Annotated in this window: 21 protein-coding genes; 20 read left to right on the top strand and 1 reads right to left on the bottom strand. The window is 72.1% G+C overall.

Translation table 11 applies throughout. From position 1 onward, the window contains the following. The first annotated feature begins 570 nt into the window (after positions 1-570). The 20 genes from AB0G56_RS30670 to AB0G56_RS30765 all read left to right on the top strand — a co-directional run bounded on the left by AB0G56_RS30670 (position 571) and on the right by AB0G56_RS30765 (position 17,555). Entirely contained in the window at positions 571-1,059 is a 489-nt protein-coding gene (locus tag AB0G56_RS30670; protein WP_360975560.1) for a hypothetical protein, read from the top strand. Between the two features lie 190 nt (positions 1,060-1,249). Then, complete coding sequence (locus AB0G56_RS30675; protein WP_360975563.1) at positions 1,250-2,332, top strand: ArdC-like ssDNA-binding domain-containing protein; 1,083 nt, start codon at positions 1,250-1,252, stop codon at positions 2,330-2,332. A gap of 248 nt (positions 2,333-2,580) precedes the next feature. Next, on the top strand, positions 2,581-2,853 hold the full coding sequence (locus tag AB0G56_RS30680) for a hypothetical protein (RefSeq protein WP_360975566.1): 273 nt from the start codon (positions 2,581-2,583) through the stop codon (positions 2,851-2,853). An 888-nt stretch (positions 2,854-3,741) separates the two neighbouring features. After that, positions 3,742-4,134 carry a hypothetical protein gene (locus tag AB0G56_RS30685; RefSeq protein WP_360975569.1) on the top strand — a complete coding sequence of 131 codons (393 nt, stop codon included), beginning with the start codon at positions 3,742-3,744 and terminating at the stop codon, positions 4,132-4,134. Between the two features lie 153 nt (positions 4,135-4,287). Beyond that, the gene (locus AB0G56_RS30690) at positions 4,288-4,635 is read left to right on the top strand and encodes a hypothetical protein (RefSeq protein WP_360975572.1); all 348 of its coding nucleotides are present in this window, start codon (positions 4,288-4,290) and stop codon (positions 4,633-4,635) included. A gap of 79 nt (positions 4,636-4,714) precedes the next feature. Continuing rightward, positions 4,715-5,170 carry a hypothetical protein gene (locus AB0G56_RS30695; RefSeq protein WP_360975575.1) on the top strand — a complete coding sequence of 152 codons (456 nt, stop codon included), beginning with the start codon at positions 4,715-4,717 and terminating at the stop codon, positions 5,168-5,170. A 196-nt stretch (positions 5,171-5,366) separates the two neighbouring features. Continuing rightward, entirely contained in the window at positions 5,367-5,894 is a 528-nt protein-coding gene (locus tag AB0G56_RS30700) for a hypothetical protein (RefSeq protein ID WP_360975578.1), read from the top strand. A gap of 230 nt (positions 5,895-6,124) precedes the next feature. Beyond that, positions 6,125-6,667, top strand: a complete 543-nt coding sequence (locus AB0G56_RS30705) for a hypothetical protein (protein ID WP_360975581.1) — start codon at positions 6,125-6,127, stop codon at positions 6,665-6,667. 126 nt (positions 6,668-6,793) lie between these two features. After that, on the top strand, positions 6,794-6,964 hold the full coding sequence (locus AB0G56_RS30710) for a hypothetical protein (protein ID WP_360975584.1): 171 nt from the start codon (positions 6,794-6,796) through the stop codon (positions 6,962-6,964). A 72-nt stretch (positions 6,965-7,036) separates the two neighbouring features. Further along, on the top strand, positions 7,037-7,624 hold the full coding sequence (locus AB0G56_RS30715) for a hypothetical protein (protein ID WP_360975587.1): 588 nt from the start codon (positions 7,037-7,039) through the stop codon (positions 7,622-7,624). Positions 7,625-7,755: 131 nt separating this feature from the next. After that, complete coding sequence (locus AB0G56_RS30720) at positions 7,756-8,538, top strand: hypothetical protein (RefSeq protein ID WP_360975590.1); 783 nt, start codon at positions 7,756-7,758, stop codon at positions 8,536-8,538. Positions 8,539-8,602: 64 nt separating this feature from the next. Continuing rightward, a complete protein-coding gene (locus AB0G56_RS30725; protein WP_360975593.1) occupies positions 8,603-9,034 on the top strand; it encodes a hypothetical protein in 432 nt (143 codons plus the stop codon). A 223-nt stretch (positions 9,035-9,257) separates the two neighbouring features. Next, positions 9,258-11,123: a DUF3560 domain-containing protein gene (locus AB0G56_RS30730; protein ID WP_360975596.1), complete on the top strand. Its 1,866-nt coding sequence runs from the start codon at positions 9,258-9,260 to the stop codon at positions 11,121-11,123. A gap of 148 nt (positions 11,124-11,271) precedes the next feature. After that, positions 11,272-11,409 (top strand): hypothetical protein, encoded by a 138-nt coding sequence (locus AB0G56_RS30735; RefSeq protein WP_360975599.1) that lies wholly within the window; start codon positions 11,272-11,274, stop codon positions 11,407-11,409. A gap of 406 nt (positions 11,410-11,815) precedes the next feature. Then, a complete protein-coding gene (locus AB0G56_RS30740) occupies positions 11,816-12,736 on the top strand; it encodes a hypothetical protein (protein ID WP_360975602.1) in 921 nt (306 codons plus the stop codon). 72 nt (positions 12,737-12,808) lie between these two features. After that, on the top strand, positions 12,809-13,249 hold the full coding sequence (locus AB0G56_RS30745; RefSeq protein ID WP_360975605.1) for a DUF6197 family protein: 441 nt from the start codon (positions 12,809-12,811) through the stop codon (positions 13,247-13,249). 80 nt (positions 13,250-13,329) lie between these two features. Next, the gene (locus AB0G56_RS30750; RefSeq protein ID WP_360975608.1) at positions 13,330-14,454 is read left to right on the top strand and encodes a DUF6884 domain-containing protein; all 1,125 of its coding nucleotides are present in this window, start codon (positions 13,330-13,332) and stop codon (positions 14,452-14,454) included. 194 nt (positions 14,455-14,648) lie between these two features. After that, on the top strand, positions 14,649-15,908 hold the full coding sequence (locus AB0G56_RS30755; RefSeq protein ID WP_360975611.1) for a hypothetical protein: 1,260 nt from the start codon (positions 14,649-14,651) through the stop codon (positions 15,906-15,908). Positions 15,909-16,083: 175 nt separating this feature from the next. Next, positions 16,084-16,890: a hypothetical protein gene (locus AB0G56_RS30760; protein WP_360975614.1), complete on the top strand. Its 807-nt coding sequence runs from the start codon at positions 16,084-16,086 to the stop codon at positions 16,888-16,890. 65 nt (positions 16,891-16,955) lie between these two features. After that, entirely contained in the window at positions 16,956-17,555 is a 600-nt protein-coding gene (locus AB0G56_RS30765) for an HNH endonuclease (RefSeq protein ID WP_360975617.1), read from the top strand. Between the two features lie 82 nt (positions 17,556-17,637). Here AB0G56_RS30765 and AB0G56_RS30770 read toward each other — a convergent pair whose 3' ends face one another. Further along, a complete protein-coding gene (locus AB0G56_RS30770) occupies positions 17,638-18,231 on the bottom strand; it encodes a hypothetical protein (protein WP_360975620.1) in 594 nt (197 codons plus the stop codon). Positions 18,232-18,482: the final 251 nt, after the last annotated feature.

The following is an 18,482-nucleotide window of genomic DNA, read 5'->3' on the forward strand; positions in this document are numbered from 1 at the left end:
CGTTGTCGGGTGCGGGCCGGTTCCCGCGGCCTGCGGGCCGGTGGGGGTTTTCATCGCACCTTCGGTGCGATCCGGCCGTGCGCCGCAGTCGTCGGCCCTGGGGGGCCTCCTTATTGCGGCCCTCCGGTCGCTGCGCTCCCTGCGGGCTGCGTCGCTTCGCTCCTTGCGCGAAGCCCCGGGGGGCTCCTCCGGACGCCCGCCCCCCGGGGACCGGGGGACGAGCTGAGCTGAGTGGTGGGCCGGGGCGAGGAGAGCGGTTTCGTCGTTGTCCGCCGACACCGTCGTGGCCGGGGCGAGGGGCTGAGGTCGAAGAGGGAGAGAGGGGAGCTGCGCGACGTCGAGGGGTGCGGGCCGGCCCGGGGCCGGGGGAGGGAAAAGCGGCTGGCAGCGAGGGGGGTCGGCCGGGCCCGGACGCCCTCTAAAAGATCATGGAACTTCCGGGAAAAACCCTGGTCAGACCCCCTTTTCGGCTAGGCGATCCGGCCCAATACTGGTAATATTGAGCTTGTTGGAAGGGGGTGGCACCCCGGACAACGAGAACCCCTCGAAACCCGTTGAAAGGTGCTGGACATGACCGTCAAGACCCGCAACTCTCGCCCCGCCGCCAAGAAGGCCACCGAGACCCCGCAGCCGGTCGTCACCGTCGTTGACACCCGTCACCCGAAGTCCGGCCTGTCGGTCAGCTACCGCGTCACGGTGGACACCGTGGAGCGCGCCGAGGTGATCAGTGAGGCGGGAGTCTCGGCCGGGCTGGTCGCCCGCCTCACGATCCAGGCGGGCCCGCGACAGCGCCCCGTGACCATCATGGCCAGCCGCCTTATCGGCGAGGGTGAGTGGTACGCCGACGCCATGACCGAGCGCGGCGGCCGCGTCCACCACTCCCGTGGATTCGGGAACCGGCGCGGGGTTCCCCGTCGCCTCCTGTCCGACCTGGGCGACGTGCTCACTCTCTGCGCGTACGACGTTCGCGGACTGGTCGAGGACGCCGAGCCCGGCCGCCCGCTGAAGCTGCGCAAGGTCAAGGCCAAGCGCAAGGCGAAGGCCGCCACCGAGGCGTAACCCGCAGGGCCGGGGCGCGGCGAGCGCCCCGGCCGCAAAGGGGGGCCGGATGAGAAAAACCCTGGTCAGGCCCCCCTTTTCGCTTCCAAATCCGGCCCAACACTGGTAATATTGAGCTTGTTGGAAGGGGGTGGCACCCCGACCGGCACCGCTCGAAACCCGCACCACTTCAACGAGAGGCACCACCGAGATGGCTACCAAGACGACGCGCCGCCGCTCCACCAAGCCCACCAAGACCCCCGAGGAGCGCGCGGCAGAGGTAGACGCCCTCCACGAGCAGCTCAACACCGCGATTGCTTCCCTGGTCTCCGCCGACGGATGGAAGGCGATGCTTCGCGCGACCGTCGCGAACCTCGGCCGCTACTCCGCCAACAACATGCTGCTGATCCTGGCCCAGTGCCCGCACGCCACCCAGGTGCGCAGCTTCAAGCAGTGGAAGGAAAACGGCCGCTCCGTCCGCAAGGGGGAAAAGGGACTGCGGATCTTCGCCCCCATGACGGTGAAGAAGAAGGACGAGACCGGCGCGCCGGTCCTGGACGAGAACGGCCAGGAGCAGAAGAGGACCCTCTTCAAGACCGTTGCCGTGTTCGACATCAGCCAGACCGACCCCATCGAGGGCGAGGCCGCCCCCGAAGAGCCCACGGAGCCCGCCTACGCGCTCGGCGGGAAGGTGGAAGGTGACGCCCCAGCCGAACTCTGGAACGGCCTTACGGCCCACGTCGAGGGCCACGGGTACACGGTGCGGCTGGAGTCCACCGGCCGCGCGGACGGGTACACCGACCCCGCGACCCGCGTAGTCGGCATCCAGGCCAGCGACCCCGAGGCGCACCGCGTGATCACGCTCGCCCACGAAGGCGCGCACATCGAGTGCGGTCACGTCGCGGACATGGACGAGTACCGCCGCCACCGGGGCCGCATGGAGTGCGAAGCCGAATCCGTCGCGTACATCGTCGCCGGGGTGGCCGGACTGGACGCCGCCCTTACGTCCGTCCCGTACATCGCGGATTGGGCAGGCCGGACCGCCGAAGAAGTCCGCGAGACGCTTGCAGCCGCAAGCGCGACGGTCGTCCGCGCCGCCCGCGCGATCCTGGCCACCACCACCGCCACGCCGGACGAGGCGACGGAGACGGACGAGGTGGAGCGCGCGGCGGAGGAGGCCGCCCACGCCGCCTACCAGGAGGTACACGCCGAGATGATCGAGACCGCCCAGCAGCGCGAGCAGCGCCAGCCGCTCAGCACCGCCACGGAGGTCACAGCCCCCGCCCAGGGGTGACGCAGGGCCGGGGGAGGGGGGAAGCCCCTCCCTCCGGTGCGGCGGGAGCGCGCCGAACGGCCGCCGTGGCGCGGCAGCCGACGACGGCCCCGCCCGCACCTACCGTCGGGCGACGGCCGCGCCGCCGGTCCAGCGGCCCGGTGCGCCCGCCGTGGGCGCACCAGAACTACCCCGCCGGGGCGGCGGATGGCACCGCCTCCCCGGCCCCCTCGAAACCCCCACCACCATGCCGCGCGGAGGACAGACCAATGAACGTGCTCACCATGACCACCTGGGTTGCCGTCTACGGATGGGGGCCCGAGACCGACGCACCCGCACTCGTCGTCTACTCAACGGCCACCAACGAGCAGACAGCCCGCGAGCTCGCCGACACTGCCGCCGAGAAGTTCGGCCGCGAGAACGTGTGCCACTGCACGGACCAGGAACCGCAGCTCTGGACCGTTCTGCGCGTTCCCTTCGGTCAACTCCCGCCGCAGCCCGACGAAACCAGCGCGAGCCTGTACGTCGGAGAACGCGGATAGCCGTCCGCGCCCGTACGGCGGAATCCCCGCCGTACGGGCCGCCGGACCGTGGTCGTGTGCGCGGTGGGCGGCGGCCGGCCGGGGGTGGCCGGGCCGGGCGCGGAGCGCCGTGGTGGTGGCGGCCGCGTGGGCGCCGGCCCCGCCGCCGGGGTACGGCCGGTGCGCAGCGCCGTGGTGCGGCACCCGTCCTTCGGCCGGGTACTGGTGGCTCCTCGCCCCCAGACCCCTCGCCAGCGCCCAGGGCGCGCTGGACCGCCCAGGTGGAAAGACGACAGGCCCCGGGCATCGCGGGGCTGTCCCGCGGCGTGCGGCGCCGTTGTCGGGTGCGGGCCGGTTCCCGCGGCCTGCGGGCCGGTGGGGGGTCTCATCGCACCTTCGGTGCGATCCGGCCGTGCGCCGCAGTCGTCGGGCCCGGGGGGCCCTCCTTATTGCGGCCCTCCGGTCGCTTCGCTCCCTGCGGGCTGCGGTCGCAAGCTCCCTTGCGCGAAGCCCCGGGGGGCTCCTCCGGACGCCCGCCCCCCGGGGACCGGGGGACGGGCTGGACTGAGTGGTGGGCCGGGGTGATTCCTCCGCGCCGTTGTCGTCCGCCGGCGACGTCGTGGTGACCGTTCGGGGCTGAGGTCGAGGAGGGCCAGGAGGAGCTGGAGCCGGTGGAGGAGGTGCGGGCCGGCCCGGGGCCGGGGGAGGGAAAAGCGGCTGGCAAGGAGGGGGGCGGCGGGGCCCGGACGCTCCCTAAAAGATCATGGAACTTCCGCAAAAACCCTGGTCAGACCCCCTTTTCGGCTATGCGATCCGGTCCAACACTGGTAATATTGAGTTTGTTGGAAGGGGGTGGCACCCCGGACAACGAGAACCCCTCGAAACCCGCACCACACGGAGGCAGCCGACATGACCATGACCGCGACCCGCGCCCCCCAGCTCTTCACCTGCACGTGCAGCGCGAAGCCGGAGCCCCACCTGGCCCCCGTTCAGCGAATCCTGGTCGCGGGGGCCCCGGAGGTTGACCCGCAGTTGGTGCGCCGGGCCCTGGAGGATGTCCGTTACGACCTCTCGCTGTTCTACGGCTCCGACGTGTTCATGGTCGTCACGTTCCAGGAGGGGGAGGAGACTGGCACGGTCGCCGCCGCCCGAGCCTGGGCCGTCGCGAACGGCATTGCCGAGGAGTCGCGCGGCGAGGAGACCGTCAGTGCGAACCTGATCTTCACCGACCCGGCCGACCGGCCCGCGTGGGGCGAGCGCCCCCAGGTCGACCGGCCGACTTTCTTCTACGACGCAGCCTGACGAAAAGCAGGGCGGGGGCCTGAAAAATACCTGGTCAGGCCCCTTCCCCGCTTCCGAATCAGGCTCAACACTGGTAATATTGAGCTTGTTGGAAGGGGGTGGCACCCCGGACAACGAGAACCCCTCGAAACCCGGCAACCGCAGGAGGACACCATGTCCCGCACCGATCACCACCGCCGTCCCCGCCCGGTCCGCAAGGGCAACCCCACCCGCGTACTCGGGGTTAACGACCAGGCCGCCGCCCGCGCCGGAATCCTGACGACGGCCGTACGGCTCGACGACGGGAACCCGCAGTACAGCCGGAGCGCGAGCGTGTGGGCGACCAAGCCCGGCACGCGGAAGGCGTACCAGACCGCCACCCACCGCGCGGACCGCGCCGCCGTTCGCGCGGCGCTCTCCACCACCGCGTACCGCCGCGACCCGGCCCGCCGCCAGGCCCTCCGCATGGAGCGCGCCCTTACCCCGGTCACGCGCCGCCGCGTGGACTGGGACATGAGCTGACACCCCCGGCCGGGGCGGCGGATGGCACCGCCGCCCCGGCCCCTCGAAACCCGCCCCGTTCAGCCAGAGAGAGGCCCTAATGACCACCGCGACCGTCACCCCCACCATTCACGTCCGCGCCGTCGCCACGACGCCGCTGTACGGGGCCACCTGTGACGAGTGCCCCGCATGGGCCGGGGAGGTCACGGACGACCGCGACGCCCACATGTGGGACGTACGGATGCACGCGGCAAAGCACCCGGACCCGACCGCCGGAGCCCGGTGGACGCCCGGCAGGGTCGCGCCCCGCCCCGCGACGCGCGGCCACGAGGTCGGAGAGGTGCCGATCTACCGCGTGATCTGCGACGAGTGCCCGCGATACGTGGGACGTGGAGGCACCGACCGCGACCGGGTGACCGCGTACGCCGAGCTGCACCGGAACGTGCACACGGCCTACCAGCGGATGCGCGCCGAATCCTTCAGCTCCCAGGCCATTGCCGCCCACCGGGCCGCCGTCCAGGCCGACCCCGGCCGGTGGGCCCACCGCACGTGGTGAGCGCGGCGGCCGCCGAGCGGTAACCGGCGGCGGCCGCGCCGACCACTCCCCGACCGACCCCACCGCGCGCCCGTCCGTCCGCCAGCCGTCCGCCGGGCGACGGCCGCACGTCTTCAGCGCCCCCCCCGGCGCGCATCCCGCACTCGGTACCTCCCGGGCCCCGCCCGTGGGCACCTTCTCCACGACAAGGAACCTGATGAACACCACCATGTCCGAAGCCAGTTCCACCAGCCTGCGCATGGCCGTCGAGGCCGCCCGCGCGGCCGCCAAGGCCGCCGCGCACACCGCCGCCCTGATCCTGATCGAGGCGGACGGCGGCGGGGGCAACATCCACCGCGCGTGGCGAGGCGAAGGCCCCGCCGACGCCTGGTGCGTGGTCACCTCCGCGCACTTCACCGCGCACCTCCTCTCCGAGTCGCACGGCGACCGCGCGCACGTCACGCTGACCGGCATCACCCCGGCCGCCTACGAGCAGATGCGGACATGGGCCGAGGACCGCGACGACTGCCGCCACGATCACGGCTGCGTCTGCCTTGACGACCCGTGGCCCACGCTCGCCTTCCTCTCCGAGTCCACCGAGGAATGCCGGATCGACTACCGCCGCGCCGACGAGGACGAACGCGGCAGCGCCCGCCTGGCGTTCAACCGCATCACCGTCACGCTCTTCGACGAGCCGGTGACCGTGGTGGACACCCTGCTCCGCATCGCCCGCGCGGCCGCCTGACGGGCGGCAACGACCGCAGCGCCCCGCATTCCCGGGGCGCTGCGGCCCGCTCCGAACTGACCATCGCGGAGCGCGACCGCGCCGACAGGCCCCAGGCCCCCGGCGCGGCCGCGCCCCACGGTGGTCACTGACCACCACGGGCGACGGACCGTCGCCCGTGGCCGGCACCGTGCGCCGCCACGTCCCAGCACCACCTACAGGTGGCTGCCCCACCCTGCGAGAGGAACCCCATGACCGACCTGACCAAGCTGCCCCACACCGGGCTGCACGTCCCCCACGACCGCTACACCCTCGCCGACTTCCAGCAGATGACGACGCGCTGCGGCATCGCCTACAACGCCACCGTCCACGAGGGGGAGCGCTGCGTGGGCGTCATCGAGAACCAGGGCAACGGCGGAGGCACCTGGTTCTTCCCGGCCACCGCCGCCGACCACCGGGCCGTCCACGAGTTCGCCGCCGCCTGCCGCATGGACGGGGAACCGCTGTCCGAGGAGGAGGTGCTGGACCACCTCATCACCGAGCACGAGACCGCACAGGAAGTCGCGAAGTGCGCGCGTCGGCGCGCAAGCCTGATCCGCGGATTCGAGGAGGACGGGCTGCCCGCAGTCACCATCGCCATCGGCACCCCGCCCGTCTGGCTCGACCGCGCCGACTCCCCGTTCCTGCCCCGGCTCGCCCGCGACCTGAAGGCCAGCGACCCCGACGTAGCAGTCTGGGAATTCTGGACCGGCGACCAGTGGAAGCCGCTCAACCTCCCCACCGCCACCGACTGAAAACCCCTGCTCAGGGCCCCCTTTTTGCTAGGCGATCAGGTCCAAGACTGGTAATATTGAACTTGTTGGAAGGGGGTGGCACCCCGGCCAACGCCACCACTCGAAACCCGAACCGGAAGGCACCTGATGCCTGCATACATCGACGACCTCGAAGAGCCCTGCATCGACTGCGGCGCGGACGAGGGGGAGCCCTGCGACCCCGAGTGCGAGCACTACGACGAGGAGCTCCACGGCGGGTACACCCGCGAGATCGAAGCCCCCTCGCAGTACGAGGAGCCCGTCCCGCCCGGCTGGTAGAAGACGGCCCCCACTGGGGCGGCGGATGGCACCGCCGCCCCGGCCCCTCGAAACCCACACGACGGAGGAACCGTGAAGTTCACGCTGGTCCACATCTTTCCCAACGGCACCGAGCAGCCCGTATCCGTGCCGATGCCCACGATCGGCAAGGCCGCCGCCCTGGCCGCCCAGTCGCTTCTCGACAACCGGCGCGCGACCAAGGACGAGGCGGCCGCGTTCGCGGACCACCTGGCGAAGCACATGCACGTCGGCAAGACCCTGATGCACTGGCCGTCCCGGTACGCCGCCCGCATCGAGTGCGCCGAGACGATCGCGGAGCCCGATCCGAGCTCGCTGCGCATCACCAAGCCCCAGAAGCGCACTTACCTCGGTGTCGAGGCGGAGACCTGGGAAGTCCGCACCGGCGGCCCGCTCTCCCTCCGGACGATCTACCTCCGGTGGACCACTGACGATCGGCACTGGGTCACCGAAGACCCCGTCATGCTCGAAAACGGGAGCTTCTTCACCGGTGGCGGCCCGCAGCCGCACAAGGCCGGAGACCTCTCCGCCTGGACCATGCGAGGAGACGGCCGCAGGGGTTCCTCCTGCCACATCCTCGTTCCGGATCGACAGCTTCCCCAGGACGCACCCACGGACCGGCTCCTTCTGCCCGCCAGGTAATCGGCGGGCACACCCCGGCGGCCCGCCGGAAGAGACCCCCTGACCGAAGTCCGGTCCGCCCTGCCGGGGCGGCGGTTGGCACCGCCGCCCCGGCCCCGCTCGAAACCCGCACCCAACGAGAGGAACACCCCTTGACCACGACCACCACGACCACCCCGAAGCGCTACGAACTCGGCGCACGCAACGCCAGCGGCCGCTACCCCGTCACCGTCGACGGCCGCCCCGCCGGTGACATCCACCGCTTCCACGGAGAGTGGTACGCCCGCCCCCACGGCCACGCCGAGGAGAGCCGCCACGACGACAAGGACACCGCCGCCTCCCACCTGGTCGACCTGGTCGACTCCGGCGCCACCGACCCCGCGGCCGCCCCGGCCAAGGCCCCGGCCGCCGCGGCGCAGGGCATCGTCCCGTGGCTGTCCCCGCGCCTGAAGCCGACCCGGCGCAACATCCTCAGCGCGGGCATCGCGCTCGCCCGCGTCACCGAACTCGCCTGGCTGCCGCAGGACGAGGACGGCAACGCCACCGGCTACCCGGGATCTGACAACCCGTGGGAGCTGACGTGCCGGTTGGACGGGAAGGTCGTCGTCCGCTGGTGGTCGCACCTGCGCGGCCGCAACGGCGACAACACCCCCCGGCCGGTGTACCGGCACGAGGGGTGCATCGACTTCGAGGACCAGGCCGGGAAGGTCGCCGCCCTGGTGGGCGAGCCCCCCACCAGCTGCCCCTGCCGGGAGATCACCCACCCGACCACGGCCGAGGACGTCGAGAAGCTGCTGGAGCGCGCCGAGCGCGCCCGCAAGGCCGACGACGTCGAGACCCTGCGGCCGCTGCTGACGCAGCTGCTCGGACCCTGCCCCGCCAGCAGCGCCCGCGCCGAGTCCATGAAGACCTTCCTGCCCAAGCCCAAGAACTGACCGACCCCGACCAGGTGGGGCGGCGGCGCGGCCGCCGCCCCACCGCCCAACCGAGAGGAGCGCGATGCCGCGCGTCACCCGCCAGCACACCGTCGCCCACCACCTGGTCCAGGGCGGCCTTATCGACCTGAAGCTCACCGAGGCCGCGCAGAAGAAGGACCGCCCCGGCCTCTACCGCGAGGACGGGTTTTCCGTCCGCAGCTACCACGCGCCGGACGGCACCCTGCTCACGGTGGCCGGCGCCTACGGGCCGGACTGGGTCATGACCCGGGCCGAGATCCGCAACCGGCTTCAGCAGCCCTACATCCGGTACACCGTCACCGACGACGCCCCCGGCCTGGCCGACCACGAGCAGCTCGTCCGCTGGGCCACCGGCGAGGAACTCCACGCCCGCAAGCGGACCGCGGCCGCGCGCCAGGCCCCGCTCGTCGCCCAACTGCGCCGCCAGCAGAACGAACAGGACGCCGAGGACGCCGGACAGTCGGCCCTGTTCTGACCCCCGGCCGGGTCCGCGCCACACCCGGCGCGGACCCTCCAGCTCCCAGGGCCGACGCTGGAATTCCGCGACCAAGGCGCAGTCGCATCTAAAACCGCTGCTCAAGGGCCCAATTCTGCTAGGTGATCAGGCTCAAGGCTGGTAATATTGAGCTTGTTGGAAGGGGGTGGCACCCCGACCAGCGCCACCACTCGAAACCCGTACGAACGAAAGGCAGTACCCCGTGACAGAAACCCCTGCGAAGGGCGTCATCACCATCACCCACACCCGGGCGGAGGGCACGATCCTCACCGGCTCCCGCAAGGGTGACGGCATCTTCGAGATCGTCCGCGGTCACAACTTCTGGTTCTCCAGGAACGTGGACGGCCTGTTCCTCAAGCGCTCCCGCGACAGGGAGGCCCAGACCTGGCGGATCAACGCGGCGGCCGAAGCCCTCCGGGCGGCGGGTCATGAGGTGACCGTCGAGATCGACGAGGACACCCGGCGCTCCTTCGCCGAGGCCGAGGCCGACCGCGAGGAACGCGCAGCGGAGAGGGCCGACCGGTTCAGCGACCGCGCGGGCCGGGCCGTCGCCTCGGCGGACGCCCGGCGAGCGGCCGCCGATCAGCTCTCGAAGCGGTTCGAGTTCGGACAGCCGATCCTGGTCGGCCACCACAGCGAGGGCCGCGCCCGCCGCGACGCCGCCCGGATCGACGCCAACATGAGGGCCTCGTTCGAGGACCGGGACCGTGCGGGGTACTGGTCCAACCGGGCCCAGGCATCGGAGAGCTACGCCCAGCACCGCAATGACCCGTACCGCACGCTGCGGCGCCTGGAGAAGCTGCGCGCCGACCTGCGCGCCCAGGAGCGCCACCTTGCGGCCGAGACCGCAGCGGGCCGGGACGGGGCGCGGCACGCCCGGCTCATCGAGGAGATGACCGAGGAGATCGCCCACTGGGAGGGCATCGTCGAGAAGGCCAAGGCCGAAGGCGTGAAGGTCTGGGGCCCGGAAGACTTCACCGCAGGCGACTTCGTCCGGACCGGCGGCTCCTGGCACGAGGTGATCCGCGTCAATCCCAAGACGCTGTCGATCGCGTGGAACTTGCGCCTTGCCCCGAAGCCGGTCATGACCCGGGAGGACGCCACCGTGCCCGGCTACCGCCTCGGCACCTTCACCGTGGACTACACGACCGTACGGGCCCGTTGTCCCGGCGAGGTGATGCGCGCCTTCCTCGCCGACGGGAAGGTCCCCGGCACCAAGACCGCGCACGAGGCTTCCGAGAAGCTGCCGGCGAGCGCGGTTCGGGCGGCCGAGGCCGCGAAGCCGAAGACGAAGAAGCGCAGCGACCCGAAGACCCCCAAGCGCGTCAGGGTCGAGTGCGCCCCGGACCGCACCGCGGCCACCCTGACGTTCCTGACCGGGCGCAGCCAGCCGCACAAGGACTTCGAGCCGGTGACCCTTACGCCCCCGGAGGGCGGGAAGTTCGCTGAGACCATCTGGGCGAACACGCTGCGGACCGCAGCGGTCGAGTACCTGGCCGGGCGCGGCTACCGGTTCCGAGAGGCGGGGTGGAGCGGCGAGTCGATCCAGGGCGCCAGCCGCGCCATCGAGGAGATCCCGGCGGCCGAGCCCGCGCCTGAAGCGGTCGAGGACGAGAAGCGGGGCGAGCAGGCCCCGGCCGCCGAAGAGCAGCCCGCCCCGGCGGAGACCTGCCCCATGTGCCACTCCGGCCAGTGGAACCCGCAGGCGCGGGTCTGCGGGCACTGCCACCACAACCCGACGGCGACACCGGCGCCCGCGCCGGCCCCCGCTGCGGGTGCGCAGGACTGGCAGGAGGCCATGGCCATGGTGTTCATCGTCTCGAAGAACACCCGCCGGGCCCGCAAGCGCGCCCTGTGGGCCATGACCCGCCGAGAGGCGCAAGCCGTGTGCGGCGACTCCCGCACGGCGGGCCGCTCGTACATGCTCACCTGGTCCGACCGGCCCGGCAACGAGGGGACCGACTGGGAATGGGTGCCGGACAACGGCAGCCTTGACCCGGTCCTCGCAGACCTGGGCATCACCCCGTGGCGCGAGTGGACCGCAGCCCGGGGCACCGCCACGGCGTAGTCGGCGCACACCCGGGGTTTCCGGCCGCCAGACCGGCGGCCGGAACCCCTTGGGAATCAGGTTCAAAGGTGGTAATATTGAACTTGTTGGAAGGGGGTGGCACCCCGACCAACGCCACCACTCGAAACCCATCACCGGAGGCACATCCGTGAGCACCTCAACCGAGCAGACGACCGCACGCCCTACCCGCATCACGCAGCGCTTCACCGAGGCCGTGATCAACCTGGTCCGCTTCCTCGGCCCCGACCCGGCCGCCATCGTCCGCAAGGTCCCCACGAAGAACTGACCCGTACACCCCGGGGGCGGCGGTTGGCACCGCCGCTCCCGGGCCCTGCTCGAAACCCCTCCGGTCCGCCGGAGGCGCTCCTCCACTACACCCTCCCTCTGGAAGAACTCCGCGTGTATCAGCGCAACTTCAGCGTTGCCCACCTTGCTGTGTGGGTCGCCATCGGTGCCGTTTTCGAGAGCTGCTGGCATCTCGTGACACACCAGCCGTCGCCCATGTGGGCGCGGATCGCCTTCGCGGGCGCGGCTTACCCGGCCGCGCGCCCGATCGCGGCCGCGCTGACGCGGCGATACGCCCGACGTGCGGCCAACCGCCCCTGACATCAGTTCCGGCCCGGGGGCGGCGGTTGGCACCGCCGCTCCCGGCCCCTCGAAACCCCACCCCGAACGAGGAGGACCCACCACCCATGACCCACCCCGCTCCGTACACCTTCGACCCCAGCAACCTGACCCAGGCCGTGGACGAGGCCCGCGACCGCGTCCACCGCGCCGAGGCGCGTATGGCCCGCGTCGCCTGCGCCCTCATCGCCGCGTCGGTCCGCGACATCCTCACCAAGTACGACCCCGACCCTGCCGCGCCGTTCGACGCCGTGGCCTTCCGGCTCACGGTGAACCAGCACCAGCGGGTGATCACCGATGGCACCTACTGGACCGCGTCCGGCGAGGAACGCCGCATCGCCGACCACCTCGACCTCTTCGGCCTGGCCGAGTGGACCGCCGAACTCGACCACTACAACCGCGCCGTGTGGGAGCCCCTGTGCCAGTACGAGGGCAGGGAAGGCGACTCGACGCACTACCGGCTCGACCTCGCCCAGGCTGCCGTCCTCCCCGCCGAGATCCAGAACAGCGCCCGGGTCGCCGAGATCCGTGACCGACTGGCCGTGTCGACCCGCGGGCCCTGGTCCAGCGAGGAGTTCGTCTACAACCGCGACGGCGGACTCGTCAGCGCCGGTGACCCCGACGCTGTGCACACCGACTTCGTTGTCTCGGACGCCGACGACATCAAGGTGGCCGAGATCGCCGTCAACCACGACGGGCCCGAGGACACGGAGACCCCCGAGGAGGACATCGCCGCCACCCGGGCCAACGCCGACCTGATCGCCCGCGCCCCCGAGGACCTGGCGTTCCTGGTCGCCTACCTGGCCCACGTCTGCGGAGGCGAGGACGCCGAGGCCGCCCACCTGCGCGGGTACTGCGGCCACTGCGGCACCGCCCTCTACACCTCCGCCCTGGAGCAGACCCCGGCACCGCTGGACAGCACCGAGTGCCTGAGCCGCCGCCTCCCCGGCGGCCGCACCCTCCAGCTCTCGCACGTCCTGCGCCCCTGACCCGCACCGGGGGCGGCGGTTGGCACCGCCGCCCCCGGCCCGCTCGAAGCCCCGACCGCACGAGGAGGAACCGTGCCCGGCATCCGCTACGCGTCCGACAGCGTCCTGATCCCCACCACCCCCGGGGCCCTCCTGGAGTGGGCCGCTGCGCACATCGCGCGCGTGGGGATCTACCAGAGCCGACACAGCCTGTTCTCCGGCCCCGGCCGACTCATCAACCGGCGGTGCTCCGTCGGCGGCGCCGTCGATATCGCCGCCGGCCGCGACCGCATGACCCCTGACCGCACATACGACATGGACGTCATCGCCGCCGTCCTCGAAGAGGCGTACCGCGTTCTGGCGGACCACCTGAACGGCGCCCCCGTCCAGACCCCCGAGGGCACCGACCCGAAGAAGTGGCGCCGCGTGATCGTCCACCAGTGGAGCCTGGCGCCCCGCCGCACGGCGCAGGAGGCGGCCGCCGCGCTGCGCGAGGCGGCCGAGCTCGCCGACGCCGCACACCGCCTCTTCTGAACGTCCCCTGTCCGGGGCGGCGGTTGGCACCGCCGCCCCGGCTCTCTCGAAACCCGAACCCACCCGAGGAGATACCGACCGTGCACGCCAGCACCCTTGCCGCCGCCCACCCGGCGGAGAAGGCCGACACCGTCCGCTGCACCTGCTGCGGACTCCACAAGCCCCTTGTCTCCGGTGCCGTCATCGACCACCGCCCTACCCGCGCCGCTACCACCGACTGCCCGGGTAGCGGCGCCCGCCGCCGCACCGGCGCCGAGCGTGCCAAGGACGCCCGTACCTGGGCGCAGGCCCTGGTCACCGGCGACTGGGGGCAGATCCTCGGAGCCCTCCAGACGAAGGTCGATGCCGACGCGCGACGCCCGCCGGCGCTGCCAGACCCCGCCCCGGTGAAGCCCGAACCCCTTGACATGGAGGAGTTCGCCGCCCGCAGCGTTGCCGCCGCCGTCGCGGCGCACGACCAGCAGCTCAGCCTGTTCGACCGTGCCGATGCCGTCCGGCCCGCGCGCCGAGCCCGGCGCCGTCGCCGCACCCCGGCGGAGATTCTGGGCACCGATGCGAAGTGGGCAATCCTGCACGTCCGGCACGCCTCCGGAATGTTCACGGTCCCCGACGACCTGCTACCCGGGTCGACTCCCGAGCAGACGGCCGCCGCGGAGGCCGAGGGCGCCGTCCACTTCGACCTGACCCAGCGCCGTGCCGAGGCCCGCGAGGACCTCGCGCCGCCCGCCGTCGGCCGCCCCGTGGTGGTCATCCCGTGCAGCGCCGGTAAAAGGCCCCTGCCCGACGGGGCCGACGAGCTCCCCGCCGCCCAGCTCTACACAGGCCCGTACTTCGCGAAATGCCTCGCCGCCGCCCAAGCCATTCCTGGCGGATGGGTCGTCATCGTCAGCGCCGAGTACGGGCTGATCACTCCGGGCACCCCGATCCGCCCGTACGAGAAGCGGCTGGACCCGCGGGCCGTCGACCACGGCAAGCACCGCGCCCAGGCGGCCGCCATGGGCCGGGCCCTGCTGCACGCGCCCGAGGTGATCGCGCTCGCCGGCAAGGACTACGCCGACGCCGCGGCGGCCGTCTGGCCCCACCTTCTGCGCCCCCTTGCCGGGGCCGGCATCGGCACCCAGCTCCAGCGGCTCACCCGCATCGCGGCGGCCCGCGACCCGCGGGCCGCCGCCCTGGCCTACGCCGCCCAGGCCGCCGGGCGGTAACCGGCGGCCGCGCCGACACCTGCGAGGTCGCTTCCCGCCGCGCGCCTGCCCGACGGGGAACGCGCCGCCAGCGACGGCCGCACCCGAAGTCCCTCACCCCGGCGCGCAGCAATCCCTCACCGCGCCGTCGTCCGCCAGCGAGCAAGGGGCCGCCCACGCAACCAACCGAACACCTCAACGACAAGGACCGAACGATGACCGAGACCGAGGCGGGGGAGCCGACCCCGCAGACCTGCCTTCAGGTCGCCCACGAGGCCGCCGAACTCGCCGTTGCTGCGGCCGACGAGGCGATGAACGCCGTGTGCCGCAGCCGCTCCGGCAATGCCGCCCGCCTGGAGCAGGTCATGCACGTGACGCACCGGGAGGCCACCGAGGCCGAGGGATACGCCGCGCGGGCACAGCAGTGGGCGACCGACCCGGAGATGCCGGACAGCGCGCTGAACTACTGCGCCCGCGGCGCCGTCGACCATGCCGTGCGAGCCCAGGCCGCGGCCGGGGTCGAGGTGACGGCCGTCGCGCTGCGAACCGCGCTGGAGCGCAAGCTCACGCCCCAGGAGCACGCCGAGCGGGAGAGCCAGCAGCGCCGCGAGGAGGCGGAGCAGGAGGCCACCGAGCGGGCCGCCACCGGCATGGACAGCGAGAACCGCCACCTGGCCGCGACGAACGTCTACCTCGCCAAGGGCATCGTCCCCGCGCTCGGTTGGACCGCCGGGCACGTGCGGGTGCTGGAGGCCGCAGAGACCGGCCGCCTGTACTGGCTCGACGGGAAGGCCCGGCAGGCTGCCGAGCACGGCGTGTGGAGCGGCGGGCGCCGGATTAGCCGGGAGCGGACGCAGGACCTGCGCGCCGCCGGCTTCCTCGTCGCCGTCGACGCGGCCGACGGCGTCAGCGTGCTCGCGCTCACCCCGATGGGCCAGGTCGCGCTGGAGCTCGCGCGGCTGTACCCGGCGGGCCTGCACGAGAGCGACAAGGCGGCGTACGAGGCCCGCTACGCCCGTGTCGCGAAGCGGTACAAGCGCATGGACGACAAGAAGGCCGCCGCCCGTCGCCTCCCGGCGCTGGCCGGCGGCACGGTGCGCCGATACCGGCGCCCGGTGACGCTCATCGAGCAGGAGGCCCGCGCCGCACGCGAGGCCGCCGAGCAGTGGGAAGACGAGGGCGGCTACTGCCCCGGCGTCGAGACGCCCCGCCCGGCACCCGGTACCTACACAGCGCCCGCCCGCGCAGCCGCAGTCACCGAGAACCTTCCTGCGGAGGAACCGCAGAACCAGGTGGTCCTGCGGTGGTCGTTCGCCCCGGACACCGACCGCAAGCCGTCGGCACCAGTGCGGGACGAAGCCGCTTCAGTGCAGGCGCGTTCGAGAGGCCGTCAGCGGACCAGAGCGACGGCAGGCGCCGCCCCCCGACGTACTCGCGGAACGAGTGCCGGCTGGGGGCAGGAGACCTTGTTCTGACCTGGAGCGGCCCCAGGGCCCGGGGCGCCTACTTCGGGCGCGGGGCATTCTCCTCGGCACCCGACTTCCCACGCATGGCCCAAGTACGGTATTTTTTTCAATGTTGGCTAGGGTGGCACCTGGCCGGCACCATCTGCTGCAACTCGAAGCCCATACCTACAGGAGCACCACACTCATGATTCCCCACGGCGTCACCCCTGCCGACGACCAGATTGCGGCTGACATTTTCGGCGTCAGCGTCGGCTACTGGCAGGACACCAAGCACTGGGAGGAGATCCGCGGCCTGAAGCTCCTCAACCGTGAGGGCAGCCGCCGGCGCCTCTACTCGAAGGAGCAGCTGCTGGCCGCACGCGCGGAGGAGGAGCGGGCCAAGGCCGTCAACGAGCAGCCCCGGTACGACCTCCCCCCGGTGCCGGCAGGCGAGCACCCCGACGACCTGCTCGACCTGGAGGAGTCCCTCTACGCCCTCCCCGAGGACAAGCGCGTCACGCTGCCCACGTGGAAGGGCTACCGGTACGGCACCAAGACGCGCCTCCCTGACCCCGACTTCAACCTCGGTGGCAAGGAGGTGGACGGCGAGGTCGTCGGCGGTGAGGACTTCTGGCGCCGGCAGACCATCCTCGACTGGGCTGCCGACCGCCGCGGCCGAGGCAACCCCAAGGGACGTCCGGCCGGCCGGAAGGAAACGCAGTCCCGCCCGCCGAACCCGCAGGCCGAGGAGCGCAAGGAGCGGGCCCGCCAGCTACTCGCCCAGCACCCCACCACCCTCACCGCGAAGATGCTGGGCGAGGACCTCGGAGTGCACCCGGTCCACGCCGAGCGACTCCTGCGGGCGGCTCGCCTGGACAAGGTCATCAGTCTGCTGAAGGACAACCCCGACCTGACCGCCGAGGACGTCCAGCAGGAGACCGGTCTGCACGTCACCTCGCACGCCCGCAAGCTGCTCGACGAGGCCCGCCAGGCCGTCACCGACGCGCAGTGAACCCCGCCCGTCCAGCCCTGGCAGGATGAAGATCGCCGGAGCAGGACGAGCGGGGGAGCGGCAGCGTGGGCAGGGACACCGAGCGAGCACTGGACTACGTCGCCGAGCGCAGCATCCTTGTGCCGCACGGCTGCCGACTGTGGACCAGGAGCCTCACCACGGACGGCTACGCGAAGGCCGTCATCACCGAGGCCGGACGCGAGCGGACCGTACGGGTGCACCGGTGGCTGATGGAGCAAGTGCATGGCCCGCTTCCCGCACGCGCGATCACCGCGCACAGCTGCAACGAATCGCTGTGCGTCCACATCGACCACCTGTCGAGCGCGACGCAGCGCACGAACATGAGGCAGATGTCCGACCAAGGCCGTGCAGCCGGCCGGGCTCACCTTGGCTACGCCGACACCCGCGGCTCCCTCGGGCGCGCACAGGCCCTCCAGGCCGCACTCCGCGAGGGGCTCGACCTGGACGCGCTGGCCGCCGCGATGCTGGAGGGCGAAGCACGTCCGCTCGTCCGCAAAGCACTGGCCGGAGGGTATGACGCGGAGGCATACCTCGCCGCTGTTCGTGCGTCCGACCCGAGTGCCGCGATGGTTCCGCTCTTCTCTGCGGACCACAGCGTGGCCGCTCCGGACGTCGAGGACGACGGACAGATGTCGCTGTTCTGACCGCTCCGCACGTGCAACGCGTAGGGCCCCGGCCGGGGATGGAAAACCATCCCCGGCCGGGGCCCTACGCGTTGGTGTGTCCTCAGCCTGCCGACCCTGGCGGAAGGGTCGCGTCCTGGAGGTTCTCCGGTGAGCCTTCCTGAGCCGGCACCACGGGCGATCCACCAGGAGGCGGGAAGTCGTACGACTCCGCTGCCGCGGCCGTCTCTGTCGCGGGGGCCGCAGCGTCTGGCTCGTCGGCGGACGGCGCCGACGGAGCGGCCGCATCGTTCGTCGTCGCGGGGGCGGCGGCCGTCGCGGTGACGTCGTCGGCGGGAGTCTCGGCGAGCGCCGCCACCGTCTGCTCGAACGACCTCTTCGCTGCCCGGACCTGACCGACCGACATGCCCAGCCGCTCGGAAACCTCCTGGGCGGGAATCTCGGTGTCGAGCATCTCCACCACGAGCGCGTCGAGCTTCTGCCGCTTCTCGCCCAGCTGGCTGTTCCGCTCCTCACGGAGCTTGGCGACGCGACGCTCGGTCTCCTCGTCGAAGTCGTCGATCTCTTCCTGAATCAGGATCGCTGACTCGGCGATGCGAAGACGCTCGTTCTCCAGCTCCCGGAACCGCGCCGCCTTTTCCCGCGCGGCCTCTCTCGCCAGCACTGCCTTCGACCTGCGTTGCGGCTTCTGCGTCATGTGCTGCTGCACCTCCGTGTCGTGTGACTGCTCGGCTCATTCTGCCTGCCGCGGTCCGCCTTCCCGTGGCCGCCCGCTCGGGCGCCCTCCGCGTGGCGGAGTCGAGAGCCGTTCTGGGGTGATGCGGCCGAAGGTGCACCTGCACCGCCGGTGACGGGACAGGCGAATGCCGGGGCGTGGGTGCGGAAGAGCCATCACGGCACCGCACGTGTCCGTGCGCCAATCCTGGCGGAAGGGTGCACGCCGCGCCG

This window comes from Streptomyces sp. NPDC021356 (assembly GCF_040641015.1).
In the GTDB taxonomy this organism is placed as follows: Bacteria; Actinomycetota; Actinomycetes; order Streptomycetales; family Streptomycetaceae; genus Streptomyces.